Below are 18,509 nucleotides of genomic sequence, written 5' to 3'. Positions count from 1 at the left end.
ATCAATGGCAGCTTTTTCCTAATAACAGCTATAATTGACATTTTATACTAAAGACATACTGATTATGAATATTTGGATTGATGCTGATGCATGCCCAAAGCCAGTTAAAGAGATTTTATATCGAGTAGCTAATCGAAAAGCAATTAATGTTGTATTAGTTGCTAATCAGCGATTATCTGTCCCCTTCTCACCTTATATTAAAAGCTTGCAAGTTGAAAAAGGCTTTGATGTTGCAGATAATAAAATTGTTGAATTGGCTAAAAAAAATGATTTAGTCATTACATCTGACATTCCACTTGCATCCGATGTTTTAAATAAAGGAGCTTTAGTGCTTACACCACGAGGAGAACAATGTACAGTTGATACTATTAAAGAACGATTAACTATGCGAGATTTTATAGAAACGATGCGAGCTAGCGGGATACAGTCTAAAGGTTCAGCTACTTTTTCCAATAAAGAGCGAGAAAAATTTGCTAATCAGCTTGATATATTACTTAATCGAACATTGAAAAAAATTTAATAATCTATTACAACCAAGACCCAAATTAGCAAACCTAAATTTTTAAAAATAGTTCTCTACTTTTAAATGGTTTTGATCCTACATACGGTTTTAACGCCATTCTAGAAAAACGTTTAGCCGCTTTTAGCATATTGTCGTTATTAAATTGACGTTTTCCTAACGCTAAAACTTGCTCACCTGTAAAGCTTGTACTATTTTGTAATAAACTGCTGATAAAACCTTTTTCGCTTTTGTATTGATAATGCATCGACTCAATAATATTATCACCTGTTACACAGCAATGGAAAAAATCGACGTGATAGCCTAAATTTTCTAATAACGATAATTCAAAAGTCCGTAGCACATTTTCAGCAGGAACCTGTTGGGCTAATTGTTGCAAGCTTTTAAGATAATCATCAAAAAGAGTTGGCATTTCTGTTTCTGCAACTAAAACTCGATGTAATAGCTCATTTAAATAAAATGCGCTATATAAGAATACAGATACTAACGGTAATGCAAGTGACATAGCTTCAGCTTGGCGCAATGTTTTTATTTCACCTTGGCCTGAATATTGCACAATAAGTGGAGTAAAAGGTTGCAACATACCTTTTAATGCTGACCCCTTTCTCCTAGCCCCTTTGGCTAACACCGTTATCTTTCCAACATTTTCAACAAATAAATCAGCTAATAAACTACTTTCGGTATAAGACCGAGTATGCAGTGTAAAAGCTCTTTGCCACCTTTCCATTAAAATGCCTTTAAGTTATATTTTTGGTTAATAATCGCACACAACTCAAAAAGAAATAAATTTTTCAAATTTTCACCTGAAATTTAGCTAAAATTCCGCTATAATCAATGCAAACAATAGGATTATAGGATAAATAAAAGAGAAGCTATGGATCTTTTTTCAATAATTTTACTACTAGTGTTAATAGTATCACTTTCTGGCGTTGTTATTAAAATGTTACCAATACAAATTCCATTGCCACTAATGCAAATATTGTTAGGTTGTATACTGGCTGCCTTTGGGGTTTATGTAAAATTCGACCCAGAATTATTTCTTGTTTTATTCATTCCGCCATTGCTTTTTGCTGATGGCCGAAAAACATCGGTAAAAGACTTTGTGCACAATGTGAGAGAAATTGTCGGACTAGCACTAGTTTTAGTTGTTATTACAATTGTTGCTGTTGGTTATTTACTTTATTGGATGTTACCAAAAGGAGTTGAATTAGCAGCAACATTTGCATTAGCTGCTGTTTTATCACCAACTGATGCTGTAGCATTAAGTGGAATTGTGGGTAAAGGCCGTATTGAAAAAGAGAAAATGGAGATCATTGAAGGTGAGGCATTGATGAATGATGCTTCAGGTTTGGTATCTTTGAAATTTGCTATTGCTATTGCTGTGGGTGATGCAATATTTAACATCTTTGATGTGAGTGTGCAATTTTTTATAGTTGCACTTGGTGGCTTGGCTATTGGTGTTTTATTTACTTGGTTATATGCACGTATTTTACGTAAAATAAATCAACTTACTCACAATGACCCTGCAATTCAGATTGTATTATTATTCTTACTTCCATTTGCTGCTTATATTATTGCCGAGGAATGTCATTGTTCTGGTATTTTAGCTGCAGTAAGTGCAGGTATGACAGTTAACCATTCTGGTATGATGAGAAATGCACCTTTAACTGCACGTTTACAATCAGATAGCACATGGTCAATGCTAACATTTGTTTTTAATGGGTTCGTCTTCGTTTTACTAGGTATTCAGTTACCAAGCATTCTGAATAATACTTTTGCTGAAAACCAGATCGATACTTCAATTGAAGTATGGCAGCTATGTTTTATTGTCTTATTTGTGTTTGTCGTATTAATGGGAACTCGATTTGCTTGGTTATGGTCAATGAAACATATGCCGGCTATGCCATTTGGTATCAAACGGCCTCTTGCATTTAGAGATTACTCAACAAGAGATCTTTTAATCTCGACATTTGCAGGGGTTCGAGGAGCAATCACTCTAGCTGGTGTGTTATCTATTCCAATGACAATTGGTGGACGTTATCAACTTGTTTTTATTGCAACAGGTATCATTTTAATTTCATTGATTGCTGCAGTAATCATATTACCTATCTTGTTACGAGGTAGTGTTATTTTAGATAATTCAGAACAAGCTAATGAAATTTTAACTGTAAAGGGTCATATGGCAGAAGAAGCGATTGTTAGCTTGGAAAAAATGCAAAACAATTTGCTACAAGAAACAACTGAAGACAGTATGGATCAAGAAATAATACATGAAGTCGGTTCACGTGTTATTGGTTCATTAAGACGTCGAACAGGTCTTAAAGGTTTAGAGAAAAAAGCACTTGAAGCAGAAAACCTAGAAAGACGTATGCGTCTAGTTGCAATTGGTGCAGAACGGACAGCTTTGTTACAAATGAAAATTCGTAACGAAGTGAGCGAGGAGGTTTTTGAACATTTAAATACCGACTTGGACATTTATGAAAAAATGATTTCTGGGGATGCATAAATGATTGGAGCAAAAAGCCACATTTTAAGCAAGATTCATTCACAGTTTGTCAATAATGCGCCCCATGTTTTGGGGCTTACCTTACGATGCATTCCTTTTAATATGAAAAAGCGGGCCATAGAACAGCTATTACAACTACAATTTGAACATTCCCTAGAAGATGGCGATCTCGATTTTTTAGAAAATCGTTGGCTTAAAATAGAAGTTACTGATCTAGGTCTTATCTGGTTTGTAAGTTTGATCGAAAATAAATTAGTTGTTAGTCGAGAAGAAATTGCTGATGTTAGTTTTATTGGTAATGCTAATGATTTAATTATGATAGCAACCAGACGTCAAGATCCCGATACACTATTTTTCCAACGTCGTTTAATTGTTGAAGGTGACACAGAATTAGGACTATACGTTAAAAATTTAATGGATTCTATTGAGTTAGAAGCCATGCCAAAGTTTTTAAGACTAACACTTGAACAATTGGCGAACATCATTGAAAGTGCTCCTGCTCATTAATCTAACGACGTTTAATTAGTTCATATAACTTGACTGTTATACTACTCTAATTTATTACTGATTTAGCTTGAGCACTTATGTGGTTATGATTCATTTAATGATTCAGTCTACCACTAGAAGTGACGTTGTCACATAAAATATTTGATTAAAGATCATATTTTATAAATTAATTATAAATATTATTATATACAACAGATTGATATCTGTATCACTTAATGCCATTTTATTTTCTACATTCTGTACAAATATGAAACTATAATTACTTACTCAATTTGTACACATTTGCAAGTGAACAAATAAAAAACGCTTAAATAGCTAAAAACAAAAATTATTATATATAATTGAATTTAAATAAATAAAATAACAATCACGAGCAAAGCAGCACAATGAAAAATAACCAAAAACAGCCAACTTTTTACTTCCATGATTATGAAACATTTGGAATCCATCCAGCATTAGACCGTCCGGCCCAATTTGCCGGAGTTAGGACTGATAAGGATTTTAATATTATTGAAGATCCTTTAGTTATATATTGTCATCAAGCTCCAGATTATCTACCAAACCCTGAAGCTGTACTAATTACTGGAATCACACCTCAGGAAGCCAATCAAAAAGGTGTTTGTGAAGCTGAATTTACTCGCCTAATTTATCAAGTTTTTAGTGAACCTAATACGTGTATTCTAGGCTATAACAATATTCGTTTTGATGATGAAGTAACTCGCAATCTTTTATATCGTAATTTTTATGATCCATATGCTTATTGCTGGCAAAACGACAATTCAAGATGGGATCTGCTTGATATAGTGCGAGCTTGTTATGCGCTAAGACCAGAAGGAATTAATTGGCCTGTAAATGATAAAGGCTTACCAAGTTTTCGTTTGGAACATTTAACAAAAGCGAACAACATTAAGCATGATCATGCGCATGATGCGATGTCTGATGTTTATGCAACTATTGCAATGGCTAAATTAATAAAACAAAAACAACCTAAACTGTTCAATTATTTCTTCTCATTACGTAAAAAAAATAAAGTTTCTGAACTTATTGATGTGGTTAATTTTACACCACTAGTTCACGTATCAGGTATGTTAGGTAGCCAACGAGGTAATCTATCTTTAGTTGCACCTATAATTTGGCACCCAGTGCAAAATAATGCCGCTGTTATTTGTGATTTAACTGGGGATATTGATCTCTTAATCAATCTACCCGTTAAGCAAATCAAAGAAAAGCTCTATACAAAAACTGAAGATCTACAATTGGGCGAATCGAGAATACCTTTAAAATTGGTTCATGCCAACAAATGCCCTATTATTGCCCCCTTAAAAACTTTATTACCTGAAAACGCCGAACGGTTTAACATTGATATAAAGCAATGCTTAATCAACCAACAAAAACTATTACAAAATCAAAGATTATTGCAAGATAAAATGCAGGCATTATTTAATGTCGATGGTAATAATCCTATTAATACTATTAATTCTGATGTTGATGCTCAAATTTATGGGAAATTTTTTAATAACCAAGATAGGTTACGCTGTAACACTGTACGAACAACTCCAATCCACTTATTAGATAGTTTATCAATAACGTTTGATGACCCTCGCTTAGCTACACTATTTTTTAGATACAAAGCACGAAATTATCCGCAAACATTAACAGAGCATGAGCAAATTATCTGGAAGGATTATTGTCGTGACAAATTCAATACCTCAAAAATCCAAGATTACTTATTAACATTGGAACAATATGCAGAAACTTATATTCATCAGCCAGAAAAAATCGCACTAATTAAACAACTTTATCATTACTGCCATTATTTAGTTGGTAATTAATTTTGACGGGCGTATCATATAAGAAAATCTCTAATCAAAGGCATAATAGTCATAATTTTAAATTAAGATTAATAGCATTTACGTTATGAAACATTTTCTAGCTAAACACGCCACCATCAAACATCGACTATATTCTTTGTACTATACACTTTTTAGTTATGGTCGAGGATTGGTCATATTAACTCTCAGTCTATGGGTAGGTGATATTATTTCTAAAATATTACCTATCATGATTCCCGGTAGTATTATTGGTCTGTTAATTCTGTTTTTTCTACTTGCATTTCAACTAATTCCTACCTATTGGATCAAAAATAGCTGTAATCTATTCATGCGTTATATGACATTGCTTTTCATTCCGGCTGCAATGGGAATTATGGATAATTATTCACTTTTATTGCAAAATTGGGTACCAATTATATTTAGCTGTGTTGGTGGTTCTCTGATCGTATTACTTTTAACCGCTTTTTTAGCGGAACAATGTCATAAGGTTGAACCAAAAAGTTCAACAGTTTCACAAGAAGATGAGGACTATCAACCATGATATGGATGCTACCATTAACACTTTGTGTTTTTCTCATTATTCGAAGAATATCATTTAAAATAAAAAATCCATTATTTAATCCCTTAGTGATTTCGGTCATAGTATTAATTCCAATCCTACTGATAACTAACACAAGCTATATACAATACGTGGGTAACGTGCAAATCATTAATGATTTATTGCCCTATTCTGTTGTTGCTCTCGCCTATCCCTTATATGAACTTATTCCACAAATTAAAGCACGTTGGAAGTCAATTATGATTATTACTTTTACCGCATCACTTGCTTCAATGATAACCGGTGTTAGTATTGTATTTTGGTTAGGAGGAAATACTGAAATAGCCGCATCGGTACTATCAAAATCAGTTACAACTGCCATTGCAGTAACAATTGCAAGTGATCAAGGTGGCGTGCCATCAATAGCTGCACTATGCGTGATACTAGTTGGCACTTTAGGTGGCATATTTGGACATCAAATATTAAATTTAGTAAAAATAAAATCAGCACCAGCCAGAGGGTTATCAATCGGTGCGATTTCACATGCTGTCGGCACTGCTCGTTGTATTGAAGTTGATTATAATGAAGGTGCGTATAGTTCATTATCATTAGTTTTATGTGGTGTAATGACCTCATTGACAGCGCCTTTTTTATTTCCAATAATGGTATTTATTTTTAACTGGTTTTAGCATGAAATTAAAAAAGCTTATTGCTTATATTGCTAGTTTCTGCTTGATTTCAATAACTACTATTGTCGGTTTGGATTATTGGATCAGCTATAAAACGGCTCCATTCATTTATCATGATGAAAACAAACTTCCCTATCGGGCCATTGGTGTTGTACTTGGCACATCAAAATATGTTCGAGGAGGTGGTTTAAATGATTTTTATCGTAATCGTATTGATGGTGCAATTGACCTTTATTGGCAAAACAAAGTCGATTATTTATTATTAAGTGGTGATAACGCCCTTTTGAGTTACAATGAACCAATCACTATGAAAAAAGATTTGATAAAAGCAGGCATTCCTAGTGATTCAATTGTTTTAGATTATGCAGGCTTTAGAACATTTGATTCAGTGGTTCGTGCCAATCGAGTGTTTGACGCAAATAATTTTACCATCATCACTCAAGAGTTTCATTGCGAGCGAGCGATTTTTATTGCCCTTGCACAAGGCATACAAGCACAATGTTTTGCTGTTCCCTCTCCTAAAAGTATGAAGTTAGTTCGTATCCGCGAAATGTTTGCTCGAGTTGGTGCTTTTATTGATCTTTATGTTCTGAAAAAACAACCTAAATATCTTGGTCCTGTAATTCCCATCTTATCTAATGCCCAGTAAGCATCGTTAATGATAAAAATTTGTCAAAAAATTTTATGTAGCTAGGTTGTTAAGTATAAAAAATAGCAAAAAAAACGTTAGTCTAATAAATTAGATTGCATTTTTATGCAAAAAAAAGTAATATTTAATCAAATTTAGCGTCACTCAAAACATATAACTAACAATGAATATTGAATTAAGCCATATTAACTGTTTTTATGGAAAACATCGGGCTTTAAATGATGTTTCACTCTGCTATCCACTTGGTGAAACCATTGTATTACTTGGTCAAAGTGGAGCAGGAAAAAGCTCTTTATTAAAAGTTTTTAATTTACTTGAAATACCTAAATCAGGACAGATGACTATTGCTAACACGCATTTTAACTTCTCTGAAGAAATTAGTGAATCAACAATTAGGCATCTTCGTAAAAATGTCGGCATGGTATTTCAAAACTATAATTTATGGCCACATTTAACAGTGCTAGAAAATTTGATAGAAGCACCTTGCCAAGTGCTAAAGTTATCTAAAAAAGATGCTAGTGATAAAGCAATGGCAATTTTAAAAAGGTTACAAATTGATGATATGGCGAAGCGTTACCCACTCCACCTTTCTGGCGGACAACAGCAACGTGTGGCTATAGCAAGAGCATTAATGATGGAACCACAAATATTATTATTTGATGAACCAACAGCAGCTTTAGATCCAGCGATAACATCGCAAATTGCTGAAATTATTAATGAACTTTCTCAAACAGGTATTACACAAATTATAGTTACCCATGAAGTTGATTTTGCACGAAAAGTGGCCTCACAAGTAATTTATATGGAGCAAGGTAAAATTATTGAGCAAGGACAACTTGAATGTTTTGCCCATCCTAAAACCGAAGAATTTAAAGCTTATTTATCACATTAATTAAAATAAAATTGGGTGGATATATGAAAAAAACTTTACTAGCTATTTGTCTTGTAGGAACAGCATTTGTAGCTCAGGCTGCAGACACTTTAACAATCGGCACAGAAGCTACTTATACGCCTTTTGAATTTACTAATGAAAAAAATGAAATTATTGGTTTCGATATTGATGTGATTAATAAAATTTGTGATGAAATCAAAGCTTCTTGCAAAGTTGTCAATCAATCATTTGATGGCTTAATTCCTAGTTTAAAAACTCGTCGAATTGATGCTGCTATAGCTGGAATTGACATTACAGCAGAACGTAAAAAGCAGGTTGATTTTACAAAAATTTATTATGACGATAGCTCAATTCAATTCATTACGTTAAAAGATACATTAACTGACCTTGAGCAATTAAAAGGTAAAACTGTAGGCATACAAAAAGGAACAACTTATCCAAAATATCTGAATGAGAAATTTCCTGATATTAAACAAGTCAGTTACGATAGTTATCAATTTGCTTTTTTAGATCTAAAAGCAAAACGAATTGATGCAATCGTATCAAGTTCAATTGTCGCTGGTGAATGGCTAGGTAAAGATACCGATATTGTACCATTAAGTGATAAAATTACTGATCATGAATTTTTTGGTGAGGGTTTAGGTATTGCTGTTCGTAAAGGCAATGATCAATTACTGAATCAATTTAACCAAGCTATTGATAAGCTACAAGCAAATGGTGAATTAGACGCTATTTATAAAAAATGGTTTAATAAATAATTATAAAATAGTAAAACTCGACTTCGTTATGATCTCGCCGCATATTTTGCGGCGAGTTTATTTTTTAATTCAACAACGTTAATTTAACAACGGTTTTTTTATGTCAGACTTTCTAACAAATGGAACAAATTGGGTTCTATCTTTGATGAATGGATATATCTTGCCATTAATGCAAGCTACATCAATCACATTATCATTAGCTTTAGTATCGCTAATTATAGGCATATTTTTTGCCTTTGTTTTTACACTATTAGAATCGGCTCCATTCAAACCTGTTGCATGGTTAATGTCTCTATTTAATTTAACGATTCGTGCTTTACCTGAACTATTAATTGTCGTCGCTATTTATAACGGATTACCCTTATTACTCATATTATTAAATGATGGTTTTACAGTTAATCTTTACTTTACCTCATTGACAATACAACTAGATATTCAAGATTTTAATATTAACCCATTTTTATGTGGTGTTGCTGCACTTTCACTATTATATGCAGTCTATGCATCACAAACGCTTCGTGGTGCATTTAAGTCAATTCCAAATGGACAAAAACAGGCGGCTCAAGTACTTGGACTAAGTAAATCTCGTACATTGTTTCGCATTATCATGCCACAAATGTGGCGTCATGCTTTACCTGGATTAAGTAATCAGTGGTTAATTTTGTTAAAAGATACAGCATTAGTTTCGACAATTGCAATTAATGACTTAATGATGCAAACTAAAACGATTATTGCTCGGACCAACCAACCTTTTTTATGGTATGTGATTGCAATGATTATTTATCTAATCATTTCAATTATAAGCCAAAAAATAATATCCCGAATAGAAAAACGTTCAACTTATTTTGAACAACCAACATCAGTAAAAAGTTAATAAGGTCGTATTATGTCTGATAATTTTATTTATTACCTTAAAATCATACTACAAGGTCTACCTAATACTTTAAGCTTAGGTATTTTGGGAATTCTATCGGCAGGTTTACTAGCAGTTGTTTTAACATGTTTATTATCATTAAATTCAACTGTATTAACTAAAGTTATTCGTACTTATATTATTATATTTACAGGATCACCACTGCTTGTGCAACTATTTTTAATTTATTACGGACCTTCGCAATTTAGTGATACGTTAAGTAAAATGCCTGCCCTTTATGAACTTATTTCATCCTCCTGGTTTTGTGCATACTTAGCCTTAACTTTCAATAGTGCAGCTTACACTACACAAATTTTTTATGGTGCACTAAAATCCATACCTAAAGGACAATGGCAAGCTTGTGAAGCACTTGGTATGAATAAAAAACAAACATTAAAAGTTGTCATGCCATATGCATTAAAACGAGCTCTTTCAACTTATTCAAATGAAGTCGTTTTTGTAGTTAAAGGTACTGCATTAGTATCAATGATCCAAGTAATGGACATAATGGGATATAGCAATCAATTAAATGGTGATTACTATGATTTTTCTATTTTTGTGGTTGCAGGGCTAATATACCTCTTGATAAATGGCTTACTGAGCACCATTATGAGAGTTATAGAGAAAAAATCCCTCACATTCGACAACTAATATGAGCCAATTTGATTCAGTATCTTTTTTAAAAACAGTCCCACATAAACCGGGAATTTATCAGATGTTTAATGATAAAGAGACGATTATTTATGTGGGCAAAGCCAAAGATCTCAATAATCGCTTAAAAAGCTATTTTAATAGCAGTAAAAAAACACTAAAAACAGATATGCTTGTTAGCCATATCCATCGTGTTGAATTTACAATTACCAATACTGAAACTGAGGCCCTGCTACTTGAGCAGACATACATCAAAAAGCATCAGCCACGATATAATGTTCTTTTGAAGGACGATAAAAGCTACCCGTTTATAAAGTTAAGCAAAGAGAGGCATCCTCAACTATCTCTTTACCGTGGAGCAATTAATCGTAAAAAAGATGAATTTTTTGGTCCCTACCCTAGTGGTTATGCAGTTAAACAGATATTAGCTCTGTTGCAAAAAACATTTCCGATAAGGCAGTGTTTAAATACAACGTATCGAAATCGAACTCGCCCTTGCCTGCAATATCAAATCAAACGTTGCTTGGGTCCTTGTGTTTCTGGATTAGTCAGTGATGCAGACTACCTAGAACAAGTTAATTATGTTAGATTATTTTTATCGGGACAATCAGATCAAATACTACAAGAAATAACCGAAGATATGCAAAAAGCCAGTAGCGAGCTCAATTTTGAAAAGGCTGCGGTTTTGCGCGATCAACTACAAGCAATAAAACATATTAATGAAAAGCAAGCTATATATAATAATAATGATAATCTTGATGTCATTGGTTTCCATTATGAGTCAGGCTTGGCTTGTATATATGTCTTATTTATTCGAAATGGCCAAACTTTTGGGCATCGATCTTATTTTCCTAAAGTGCCATCAAATACCGAACTAGAAGAAGTTATTGAAACCTTCTTAGGACAATTTTATCTGCAAGGCAATCAAAATAGAAATATCCCTAAAAAGATTTTACTTAATTTTTCGTTGTCTGATAAACAACCAATGGAAGAAACACTATCTGTCATTGCTGAACATCAAGTTAAATTGGTTGATGAACCTAAAGGCGATAATCTTAAGTTACTTAATATTGCTACTGTTAATGCTCAAACTGAAGTCAAAAATAAACTGCTAGCAAACTCAACAATCAAACAACGTTACCATGCATTGAAAGCCTTTTTGGGGATTGACAAAATTAATCGAATGGAATGTTTTGATATCAGCCATTTTATGGGTAAAAACACCATTGCATCTTGTGTTGTGTTTGATGATAAAGGTCCAGTTAAGTCTGAATTTCGGCGCTACAATATTACCGGTATTACACCCGGTGATGATTATGCAGCAATGGAACAAGTATTGATGCGCCGTTACAGTAAAAAAGATCTGCCTAATGAAAAAGTGCCTGATATTATTTTTATCGATGGTGGTAAAGGACAACTTAACCAAGCACTAAAAGTATTTCAACAATTAGATGTAAATTGGGACAAAAATCACCCTATTTTAATTGGAGTTGCTAAAGGTGCTGAGCGTAAAGAAGGATTAGAAACACTATTTTTTGAAGCTCACGGGACAGGATATTATCTTGATGATCATTCCCCTGCACTATTACTTATTCAACAAATTAGAAATGCATCACACGATCATGCCATTGTTGGACAACGTAAAAAAGGAACCAAACAGCTTACCGATAGTGCCTTAGAGCATATAGAAGGCATTGGCGCCAAAAGACGTCAAGCACTGCTCAAACATTTTGGTGGATTGAGAGAGTTAAAAAATGCTAGTATTGACGAAATAGCACAAGTACAAGGTATATCCAAGCCGTTAGCTGAAAAAATTTATCTAAATTTACAACAATAACACATTGAAAAAAAAACATATTTAAGGCAACATAACCATTAAGAAAATACTATTTTTTATTAATTGATAATGCATTGATTAATAAACAAAATAAGAGTTTGTGTCACATGAAAATTAATTTTCCAACATTATTAACGCTATTTCGAGTTATTTTAATTCCTTTTTTTGTGCTGGCATTTTATTTGTTTCCCCATGAGTGGTCTGGTTTTTTTTCTGCATTGATCTTTTTAATTGCAGCAGTGACTGATGTATTAGATGGTTATCTTGCTCGTCGCTTAGGGCAAACAACTAAGTTTGGCGCATTTTTAGATCCAGTCGCAGACAAAATAATGGTAACAATAGCGCTGATTTTAATCACACAATATTACCAAGCATGGTGGATTTCAATCGCAGCAATTATTATTGTTTCGCGCGAAATTATAATATCAGCCTTACGCGAATGGATGTCTGAAATTGGTAAGCGTAACAATGTTGCCGTTTCATCAATTGGTAAAATAAAGACTATAGTACAAATGACAGCGTTAACATGGTTGCTTTGGCGTCCATGTGATATTGTCATTTACGCAGGTCTTGCTGCGTTGCTTCTTGCAGTAATTTTGACGCTGTTATCAATGTTACAATATTTATGGATAGCGCATAGTGATCTATTAGAAGAAGAATAACTTTTAGTAATATTTCTATCTAAACATGTTTTTGTATGAGTAATTTTCTTCAAAAATTCTGCATAAATAAAATTACTCATCCCCCTTCCAAATTAACCAATAACGCCATTTAACTCTTTAATTAGTCAAACATTGAACAATTAAACAATTAATTTAAAATTTTTATTGACTGAAATCATAAGATCGGTAAAATGCACTGCATTCGAAACGAATTACTTTCTGGTAATCAGTTTTGAGCCCGGGTGGTGAAATCGGTAGACACAAGGGATTTAAAATCCCTCGGCCTTTTTGGCCGTGCGAGTTCAAGTCTCGCCCCGGGCACCACTTCTTACCTATGCGGGAATAGCTCAGTTGGTAGAGCACGACCTTGCCAAGGTCGGGGTCGCGAGTTCGAACCTCGTTTCCCGCTCCAATTCATGATGTATAAAGCCGTACTAAAATATACAACTTAATGATTTTTAATTAATATTTAGTTGTTTTTCGTATACTGAGATGTACCCAAATATACCCACAGGCGCTCAAATTTAGTACACTTCGAGTTCGAGCTAGTACACTTTTATCTTTTAAACGAACCTCTTATTTTATATAATAATTCTGCCTTTTAGTTTGATTTCTAAAGGAGAGTTTTATTATGGCTTTAACTGAAATTGCCGTTCGTAATGCCAAACCAAAACAAAAAAGATATACCCTCAATGATGATGAAGGTTTAAGCCTTTGTGTCGTCCCTTGTGGCGGTAAATATTGGCACTTTCGATTCAGTTGGCAAGGGAAACAACCGAGAATTTCATTAGGCACCTATCCAGAACTGTCACTGAAAGAAGCAAGATTGAAGCGTGATGATTACCGCGCTGATATTGCCAAAGGAACAGATCCCCGTCCAGGGCACCGTCGTGCTGCTCAAGCTAAAATGGAAATCTTGGACGAAGAAGGATATGAAGCACATCATAACACTTCATTGACATTGGGAATGTTTATCCCAAGATGAAAAGCCCTAAAATTTAAAAAGTTGGGCATTGATGACCCTAAACGTCGTAATTCGACTAAAACTTAAATTGAACGTTATTTAAAAAAAGATATATTACCGACACTGGGCATTATTCCTATTGAGAAAATCACCCTGAGAGATATTCAGCAAGTGTTACGTAAAGTAGAACGTGGTGCATTGTCGATTGCTGAGAAGCTGCGATGTTGGCTAATTGATATTTTCCGACATGCCATGCTCGATGGGTTAATCAAAACCAATCCAACCACGGATATTGGTTTTTTAGCTCTCCCTAAACCAGCCCCAAAAAATAACTCTCACTTGGAGATGCAGGATATTCCTCGGTTTTTAATAGCGTTATCTCGTTATCCGGGGGGATATACAAACTAAACTGGCACTCAAGTTGTTGTTATTAACTGGGGTTAGACCAGGTGAGTTAAGGTTTTCAAAACCAGAACAATTTGATTTAGATAATCAGGTATGGACGATCCCCGCAGGGGAAATTAAACAATCTAAGCGTTTAGTCAACGCCGGGCACGTTATTCCAGATTATGTCATTCCGCTATCAAGACAAGCCGTCAATGATGAGTTAACTTGACAGTACCGCAATCAGAGGTGCTTTTAAAGCACCTTTTTATTTCAATTGATAAAACTGATCGATTATTCAATTTATTTACTTAGGACTTTAGGTATGTTAAAAATCTCGAGTAAACAAAGAATACTTTTAAATTAAGAAAGTCGATTTATTTTGAAGATAGACTCGGCGATAATTTCGTTGCATTAAACAACGTGTAGTCAAAATCTACGAGGTCATAAATATAAAAAGGATCATTTTTCATAATATCTTTTGCTTCTTCAATCGAATCACTCATTACTAAAATTATACCGCTTGTTTTACTCTCTAAAAGTCCAGATGCCAAAAATTTATTTTGAGCGAAATAATTATCTAAAAACACATTATGTTCGTCCAGTTTTGCAAGAATTTCAGGCATCGGTTTTTTAAACTTTAGGGCTGCAATTATCACTTTATTCTCCTTGTATAATAAAAACTAAATTTAACGTAGTAGGTTTCGTATCTCAAAAAAATCACCAGAATTTACGACAGTGCTCCTTGACAGGAATACCAGCTTCAGCTTCTTTTAAAATAGCTACGATTTGATGTTCAGTCATTTTTTTCATAATTAAATCCCCTTTTCTTTTATCATAGAGAATTTTCTACTTTTTTGCTGTACTATTTTAGGGGATAGTTACAATCTGTATTAATTTGTTTTGTTGATGAGCTTTATACTTAAGTGAAATTATTTTTTAATATTTCTTGACAAGGAATATGTTTTTTTTATAATCCAGATATAGTTAGATATCTAACTATTTTTTTGACAGTTTAGTTAGACATCTAACTATATTAAAAGGAGGTCATAATCGTGAAGTTGGAAAAAAAATATATATCATTAGCTCGTATTATTAAAAAACATAAAGCAGCCAATATATTATCGGTAGAAGCTTGTTTTAGTATACTTTCTACTGGAATGAGAATAGACAAAGAATGTGCTAAACGACTAAGTGATTATCAGTTATCTGAGGGGCGTTTTATGGTGCTCGTACTTCTATTTGAGCATAAGGTGCTATCACCGCAAGAAATTGCTACTCTGAGTGGAGTTACAAAACCAACGATAACCTCTTTCATTCATTCTTTAGTTAAAGAAAAATTGGTCAATAAAACTGAAGACATCACCGATGGAAGAAAAATTGATATTACTCTGACTAAAAAAGGCCAAGATTTGATACATCGAATCTTCAAGGAACATAGTCTTTGGATTGCTAACATTACAAAAAATTTAACAGATTCTGAAATTAAAACGCTCGTTTGTATTTTAAATAAAATGTCTCAGCTTAAAGATGATTAATTATAATTTATGAATTTAGAGATTACTGATATGCTTCAGGAAACAAAGAATCTTAGAATTGTTACGCATCTTAACAAATCATCTTTTCTTAAAGATAAGATAACAATAAAATTTGCTTCCACGTATGATGCGTTTTTTGAAGCTATTTGGTTGATAAGTCGAGAATATGTTCTCAAAGGGCTTATTAAAAATGAACGAAAACTACCTTATTTCTCTCCGTACTTAATAATTATGCCGAATAATCGGCTTTTAATAGTATTACATGTAGATCAGATTATTGATTGTTATTATGAATTGCTGACAATGGGAAGAACCTTCGGTTTTACTCCATATCGACTTCATTCGGTCTTTATGAGTCAGTATTTTATGAGTGATACGATACATGGAAAGTTAACTGAACAGATTAAAAAATCATCTACCCCAACAATATCATATTACCAGGGTGTTACGAATAATGAATCGTATTGACATATTGAATAACGGGCTTGGTGCCACGACTAATCTCAATGAATGCTTACAAATAGATCAAGAGCATTTATTTAGAGTGGTTCTTACCCAAAAGAAACCTCCACTATCGCTACAAGAATTACTTATCCAGATTCAATCTTACGCTAAAGATATCCACTTTAGAGTTTGCAAATGGGTTTGGATGGCCGTTCGAGAAAAATTATCTTCTGATTTAATTGTTTCTATTCAATTACTTTCTACTTGGGTAATAAACCCAAATCCCTACGTTAGGTGGTTTGCTGTTGAATGTTTAAGTCCTAGAGGGGGTTGGTCTAAGCATATTAGTGAGTTAAAAACACAACCTGAAATGGCTCTTTCTTTACTTGAACCATTAAAAAACGAACCTGAAAAATATGTCCAAGATTCAGTTGCTAATTGGTTAAATGATGCAAGTAAAACTCGACCAAGTTGGGTATCAGACCTCTATTCACAATGGTTATCAGAAAGTGATTCAGCATTTACACAGCGTATTGTTAAAAAAGCTATACGCACAATAAATAAACCTCTAAAGGAAAATAATCATGAAATTAAATGAAAAACTTGAGCTAATACAAAAAGAAATGGCGCAAACTGTGCCAGTTGATATTTTAAATGCGTTCGGACAATCACTTCATGAACTTATAGAGCTAAATTTAGAAAACCACGCTCTTAAAGTCGGTGATATAGCTCCTGATTTTACGTTGCCAGATGCTGAGGGTCTACCTATTTCGCTCTACGATACATTGCAACATAATCCAGTTATACTTAGCTTTTTTCGTGGTAATTGGTGTCCGTTTTGTATGGCTGAATTAGCACATTACCAAGAAGCTATAAATAACAATCTTATTGATAGTGCAACGGTTATTGCGATTTCTCCTCAAACTATTCATTTTAATCACGATGTAACGGTACGAAATAACCTCGAATTTAGAATACTTTCTGATAAAGGGAACGAAATTGCTGATAAATATGGGCTTGTTTTTACGCTGCAAGAAAATGTTCGTGATATCTATAAAAACATGGGAGCAGATTTAGAATTATTTAATAATGATAAGACGTATAAACTGCCTATTCCTGCAACTTATCTTATTGATAAAAATAAAAAAATTATATTTTCTTCAGTTTCCACAAATTATATGGAAAGAGCTGATGTATGTGATATTAAACTTTAAAAATCATTTGGATTAATTTATATAGAGTCTAAAGGGCTTATATAAAAAAGAATAAACTAATCATAATTGGTAATGGAATTGCAGGAAATTTAGCAGCACTATTTATTTCACAGAAACTACCTAACTAGCAATAACTATCGTAGGCAAGTCGAATAAACTACGTTCAATTGTGGGAGGAATCTACTGTTGAATTATCCACACTTCAATGTCATCGATGACTTTAATCGTGAGGTGCTAGGCATTGATATTGCGGTCAGTTTGCCGGCTGGCAGGATCACCCGTTATCTGGATAAACTGGCTGAATATCATAATTATCCACTCAAAATACGAGTAGATAATTGATCCTCGCCAAAAAAGTGGACAAAAGTTGCCTCTATGATATAAACAAAAATCATAGGAGATAAATATCATGGTCAAAAAATTTAGTATCTAATTTAAACAACAATCAGTGGATTATGCGTTATCTCATGCACACCTTTCTATCAACGAACTTGCCAACCATCTAGGTGTGGGTAAATCAACCCTAGATAAATGGATTAGGCAACTTTCCCCGAATAAAACCAGCCGTCGAGAGTTAACGGCTGAGCAACAGCGGATTATGGCGTTAGAAAAAGAGATTAAAGAACTGAAAATGGCCAATGATATACTAAAAAAGGCGCATGTGTACTTCATCAACAATCCAAGTCGGTGAAGTACGCTTATATGAAAAAGCATTTAACCTGCTATCCCGTTACTAAGATATGCTCATTACTTGGTGTCAGTTCATCGGGTTATTATGCTTGGTTAAAAAGAGGAAACAAATCAGCCAAACTCAGCGAGTATATTAAAAAGCAGTATTGGCAACATAAGGCCCGTTTGGGTGCGCCAAGCCTGCTTCATGATGCTAGGGAAGCGTGCTATCAAGTTTCAGAAAGGACAATTAGCCGTGTTTTGCAATAATTAGGATTACGGAGTAAAGCAGCACGTAAATTCAAGTATAAAACAGACACTGCTCATCGCAATATTGCGCCC

Annotated in this window: 24 protein-coding genes and 2 tRNA genes; 24 read left to right on the top strand and 2 right to left on the bottom strand. The window is 33.7% G+C overall.

The genetic code is table 11. The annotated features are described in order from the left end of the window. Positions 1 to 64: 64 nt before the first annotated feature. Positions 65 to 520, top strand: a complete 456-nt coding sequence (locus BQ5209_RS10255) for a YaiI/YqxD family protein (RefSeq protein WP_085248716.1) — start codon at positions 65 to 67, stop codon at positions 518 to 520. Positions 521 to 554: 34 nt separating this feature from the next. On the opposite strand, the gene recO is transcribed toward BQ5209_RS10255, so the two are convergent. Next, on the bottom strand, positions 555 to 1,247 hold the full coding sequence (gene recO / locus BQ5209_RS10250) for a DNA repair protein RecO (RefSeq protein ID WP_085248714.1): 693 nt from the start codon (positions 1,245 to 1,247) through the stop codon (positions 555 to 557). A gap of 147 nt (positions 1,248 to 1,394) precedes the next feature. Between recO and BQ5209_RS10245 the strand changes: the two genes are divergently transcribed. The 17 genes from BQ5209_RS10245 (at position 1,395) to BQ5209_RS10165 (ending at position 14,534) form a co-directional block, all read left to right on the top strand. After that, positions 1,395 to 3,026, top strand: coding sequence for a Na+/H+ antiporter (locus tag BQ5209_RS10245; protein WP_085248712.1), 1,632 nt, complete (start codon positions 1,395 to 1,397; stop codon positions 3,024 to 3,026). Positions 3,027 to 3,047: 21 nt separating this feature from the next. Continuing rightward, positions 3,048 to 3,533: a ubiquinone anaerobic biosynthesis accessory factor UbiT gene (gene ubiT / locus BQ5209_RS10240; protein ID WP_085248749.1), complete on the top strand. Its 486-nt coding sequence runs from the start codon at positions 3,048 to 3,050 to the stop codon at positions 3,531 to 3,533. Between the two features lie 386 nt (positions 3,534 to 3,919). Beyond that, the gene (sbcB, locus tag BQ5209_RS10235; protein ID WP_085248710.1) at positions 3,920 to 5,365 is read left to right on the top strand and encodes an exodeoxyribonuclease I; all 1,446 of its coding nucleotides are present in this window, start codon (positions 3,920 to 3,922) and stop codon (positions 5,363 to 5,365) included. Positions 5,366 to 5,450: 85 nt separating this feature from the next. Next, a complete protein-coding gene (locus BQ5209_RS10230) occupies positions 5,451 to 5,906 on the top strand; it encodes a CidA/LrgA family protein (protein ID WP_085248708.1) in 456 nt (151 codons plus the stop codon). Then, complete coding sequence (locus BQ5209_RS10225) at positions 5,903 to 6,592, top strand: CidB/LrgB family autolysis modulator (protein ID WP_085248706.1); 690 nt, start codon at positions 5,903 to 5,905, stop codon at positions 6,590 to 6,592. The genes BQ5209_RS10230 and BQ5209_RS10225 overlap by 4 nt, the downstream gene beginning before the upstream one ends. 1 nt (position 6,593) lies before the next feature. Beyond that, positions 6,594 to 7,241: an ElyC/SanA/YdcF family protein gene (locus tag BQ5209_RS10220; protein WP_085248704.1), complete on the top strand. Its 648-nt coding sequence runs from the start codon at positions 6,594 to 6,596 to the stop codon at positions 7,239 to 7,241. Positions 7,242 to 7,404: 163 nt separating this feature from the next. Further along, entirely contained in the window at positions 7,405 to 8,133 is a 729-nt protein-coding gene (artP, locus tag BQ5209_RS10215; protein ID WP_085248702.1) for an arginine ABC transporter ATP-binding protein ArtP, read from the top strand. A gap of 23 nt (positions 8,134 to 8,156) precedes the next feature. Beyond that, the gene (locus BQ5209_RS10210; protein WP_085248700.1) at positions 8,157 to 8,891 is read left to right on the top strand and encodes a transporter substrate-binding domain-containing protein; all 735 of its coding nucleotides are present in this window, start codon (positions 8,157 to 8,159) and stop codon (positions 8,889 to 8,891) included. Between the two features lie 145 nt (positions 8,892 to 9,036). Next, positions 9,037 to 9,765: an arginine ABC transporter permease ArtQ gene (artQ, locus tag BQ5209_RS10205; RefSeq protein ID WP_085248698.1), complete on the top strand. Its 729-nt coding sequence runs from the start codon at positions 9,037 to 9,039 to the stop codon at positions 9,763 to 9,765. A 12-nt stretch (positions 9,766 to 9,777) separates the two neighbouring features. Further along, a complete protein-coding gene (artM, locus tag BQ5209_RS10200; RefSeq protein WP_085248696.1) occupies positions 9,778 to 10,455 on the top strand; it encodes an arginine ABC transporter permease ArtM in 678 nt (225 codons plus the stop codon). Between the two features lies 1 nt (position 10,456). Next, on the top strand, positions 10,457 to 12,292 hold the full coding sequence (gene uvrC, locus BQ5209_RS10195) for an excinuclease ABC subunit UvrC (protein WP_085248694.1): 1,836 nt from the start codon (positions 10,457 to 10,459) through the stop codon (positions 12,290 to 12,292). A gap of 107 nt (positions 12,293 to 12,399) precedes the next feature. Next, positions 12,400 to 12,954: a CDP-diacylglycerol--glycerol-3-phosphate 3-phosphatidyltransferase gene (pgsA, locus tag BQ5209_RS10190; protein ID WP_085248692.1), complete on the top strand. Its 555-nt coding sequence runs from the start codon at positions 12,400 to 12,402 to the stop codon at positions 12,952 to 12,954. Positions 12,955 to 13,190: 236 nt separating this feature from the next. Then, positions 13,191 to 13,278 (top strand) — tRNA-Leu (locus tag BQ5209_RS10185). 12 nt (positions 13,279 to 13,290) lie between these two features. Beyond that, positions 13,291 to 13,366, top strand: a tRNA-Gly gene (locus BQ5209_RS10180). Between the two features lie 219 nt (positions 13,367 to 13,585). Continuing rightward, the gene (locus BQ5209_RS10175; protein WP_085248691.1) at positions 13,586 to 13,939 is read left to right on the top strand and encodes an Arm DNA-binding domain-containing protein; all 354 of its coding nucleotides are present in this window, start codon (positions 13,586 to 13,588) and stop codon (positions 13,937 to 13,939) included. 66 nt (positions 13,940 to 14,005) lie between these two features. Next, positions 14,006 to 14,326, top strand: a complete 321-nt coding sequence (locus tag BQ5209_RS10170; RefSeq protein WP_370737844.1) for a tyrosine-type recombinase/integrase — start codon at positions 14,006 to 14,008, stop codon at positions 14,324 to 14,326. Positions 14,327 to 14,339: 13 nt separating this feature from the next. Beyond that, positions 14,340 to 14,534: a hypothetical protein gene (locus BQ5209_RS10165; protein WP_085248687.1), complete on the top strand. Its 195-nt coding sequence runs from the start codon at positions 14,340 to 14,342 to the stop codon at positions 14,532 to 14,534. Positions 14,535 to 14,679: 145 nt separating this feature from the next. Here BQ5209_RS10165 and BQ5209_RS10160 read toward each other — a convergent pair whose 3' ends face one another. Further along, positions 14,680 to 14,961, bottom strand: coding sequence for a YciI family protein (locus BQ5209_RS10160; RefSeq protein ID WP_065586252.1), 282 nt, complete (start codon positions 14,959 to 14,961; stop codon positions 14,680 to 14,682). Between the two features lie 396 nt (positions 14,962 to 15,357). On the opposite strand from BQ5209_RS10160, the gene BQ5209_RS10155 reads away from it, so the two are divergent. From BQ5209_RS10155 to BQ5209_RS10130, 6 genes are all read left to right on the top strand, one after another. After that, positions 15,358 to 15,840, top strand: a complete 483-nt coding sequence (locus BQ5209_RS10155; protein WP_065581812.1) for a MarR family winged helix-turn-helix transcriptional regulator — start codon at positions 15,358 to 15,360, stop codon at positions 15,838 to 15,840. Between the two features lie 454 nt (positions 15,841 to 16,294). Beyond that, positions 16,295 to 16,882 carry a DNA alkylation repair protein gene (locus BQ5209_RS10145; protein ID WP_085248682.1) on the top strand — a complete coding sequence of 196 codons (588 nt, stop codon included), beginning with the start codon at positions 16,295 to 16,297 and terminating at the stop codon, positions 16,880 to 16,882. Then, entirely contained in the window at positions 16,869 to 17,498 is a 630-nt protein-coding gene (locus tag BQ5209_RS10140) for a peroxiredoxin family protein (protein WP_085248680.1), read from the top strand. The genes BQ5209_RS10145 and BQ5209_RS10140 overlap by 14 nt, the downstream gene beginning before the upstream one ends. A gap of 186 nt (positions 17,499 to 17,684) precedes the next feature. Beyond that, positions 17,685 to 17,840 carry a hypothetical protein gene (locus BQ5209_RS10730; protein ID WP_167370345.1) on the top strand — a complete coding sequence of 52 codons (156 nt, stop codon included), beginning with the start codon at positions 17,685 to 17,687 and terminating at the stop codon, positions 17,838 to 17,840. 106 nt (positions 17,841 to 17,946) lie between these two features. Continuing rightward, a complete protein-coding gene (locus BQ5209_RS10135) occupies positions 17,947 to 18,189 on the top strand; it encodes a transposase (protein ID WP_085248678.1) in 243 nt (80 codons plus the stop codon). Between the two features lie 11 nt (positions 18,190 to 18,200). Further along, positions 18,201 to 18,437, top strand: coding sequence for a hypothetical protein (locus BQ5209_RS10130; protein WP_085248676.1), 237 nt, complete (start codon positions 18,201 to 18,203; stop codon positions 18,435 to 18,437). The last annotated feature ends 72 nt before the right edge of the window (positions 18,438 to 18,509 follow it).

The sequence above is a fragment of the Gilliamella mensalis genome (assembly GCF_900103085.1).
GTDB lineage: Bacteria > Pseudomonadota > Gammaproteobacteria > Enterobacterales > Orbaceae > Gilliamella > Gilliamella mensalis.
The sequence above is the reverse complement of the archived record's forward strand: the minus strand, read 5'-3'. Positions and strand labels throughout refer to the sequence as shown.

Coding starts and splice junctions, on each gene's coding strand:
- BQ5209_RS10245 (WP_085248712.1), top strand. CDS start 1,395: ATGGATCTTTTTTCAATAATTTTACTACTAGTGTTAATAGTATCACTT.
- sbcB (WP_085248710.1), top strand. CDS start 3,920: ATGAAAAATAACCAAAAACAGCCAACTTTTTACTTCCATGATTATGAA.
- artP (WP_085248702.1), top strand. CDS start 7,405: ATGAATATTGAATTAAGCCATATTAACTGTTTTTATGGAAAACATCGG.
- BQ5209_RS10255 (WP_085248716.1), top strand. CDS start 65: ATGAATATTTGGATTGATGCTGATGCATGCCCAAAGCCAGTTAAAGAG.
- uvrC (WP_085248694.1), top strand. CDS start 10,457: ATGAGCCAATTTGATTCAGTATCTTTTTTAAAAACAGTCCCACATAAA.
- recO (WP_085248714.1), bottom strand. CDS start 1,247: ATGGAAAGGTGGCAAAGAGCTTTTACACTGCATACTCGGTCTTATACC.
- pgsA (WP_085248692.1), top strand. CDS start 12,400: ATGAAAATTAATTTTCCAACATTATTAACGCTATTTCGAGTTATTTTA.
- BQ5209_RS10130 (WP_085248676.1), top strand. CDS start 18,201: ATGAAAAAGCATTTAACCTGCTATCCCGTTACTAAGATATGCTCATTA.
- BQ5209_RS10225 (WP_085248706.1), top strand. CDS start 5,903: ATGATATGGATGCTACCATTAACACTTTGTGTTTTTCTCATTATTCGA.
- BQ5209_RS10220 (WP_085248704.1), top strand. CDS start 6,594: ATGAAATTAAAAAAGCTTATTGCTTATATTGCTAGTTTCTGCTTGATT.
- BQ5209_RS10140 (WP_085248680.1), top strand. CDS start 16,869: ATGAAATTAAATGAAAAACTTGAGCTAATACAAAAAGAAATGGCGCAA.
- BQ5209_RS10230 (WP_085248708.1), top strand. CDS start 5,451: ATGAAACATTTTCTAGCTAAACACGCCACCATCAAACATCGACTATAT.
- artQ (WP_085248698.1), top strand. CDS start 9,037: ATGAATGGATATATCTTGCCATTAATGCAAGCTACATCAATCACATTA.
- BQ5209_RS10145 (WP_085248682.1), top strand. CDS start 16,295: ATGAATCGTATTGACATATTGAATAACGGGCTTGGTGCCACGACTAAT.
- BQ5209_RS10210 (WP_085248700.1), top strand. CDS start 8,157: ATGAAAAAAACTTTACTAGCTATTTGTCTTGTAGGAACAGCATTTGTA.
- BQ5209_RS10175 (WP_085248691.1), top strand. CDS start 13,586: ATGGCTTTAACTGAAATTGCCGTTCGTAATGCCAAACCAAAACAAAAA.
- artM (WP_085248696.1), top strand. CDS start 9,778: ATGTCTGATAATTTTATTTATTACCTTAAAATCATACTACAAGGTCTA.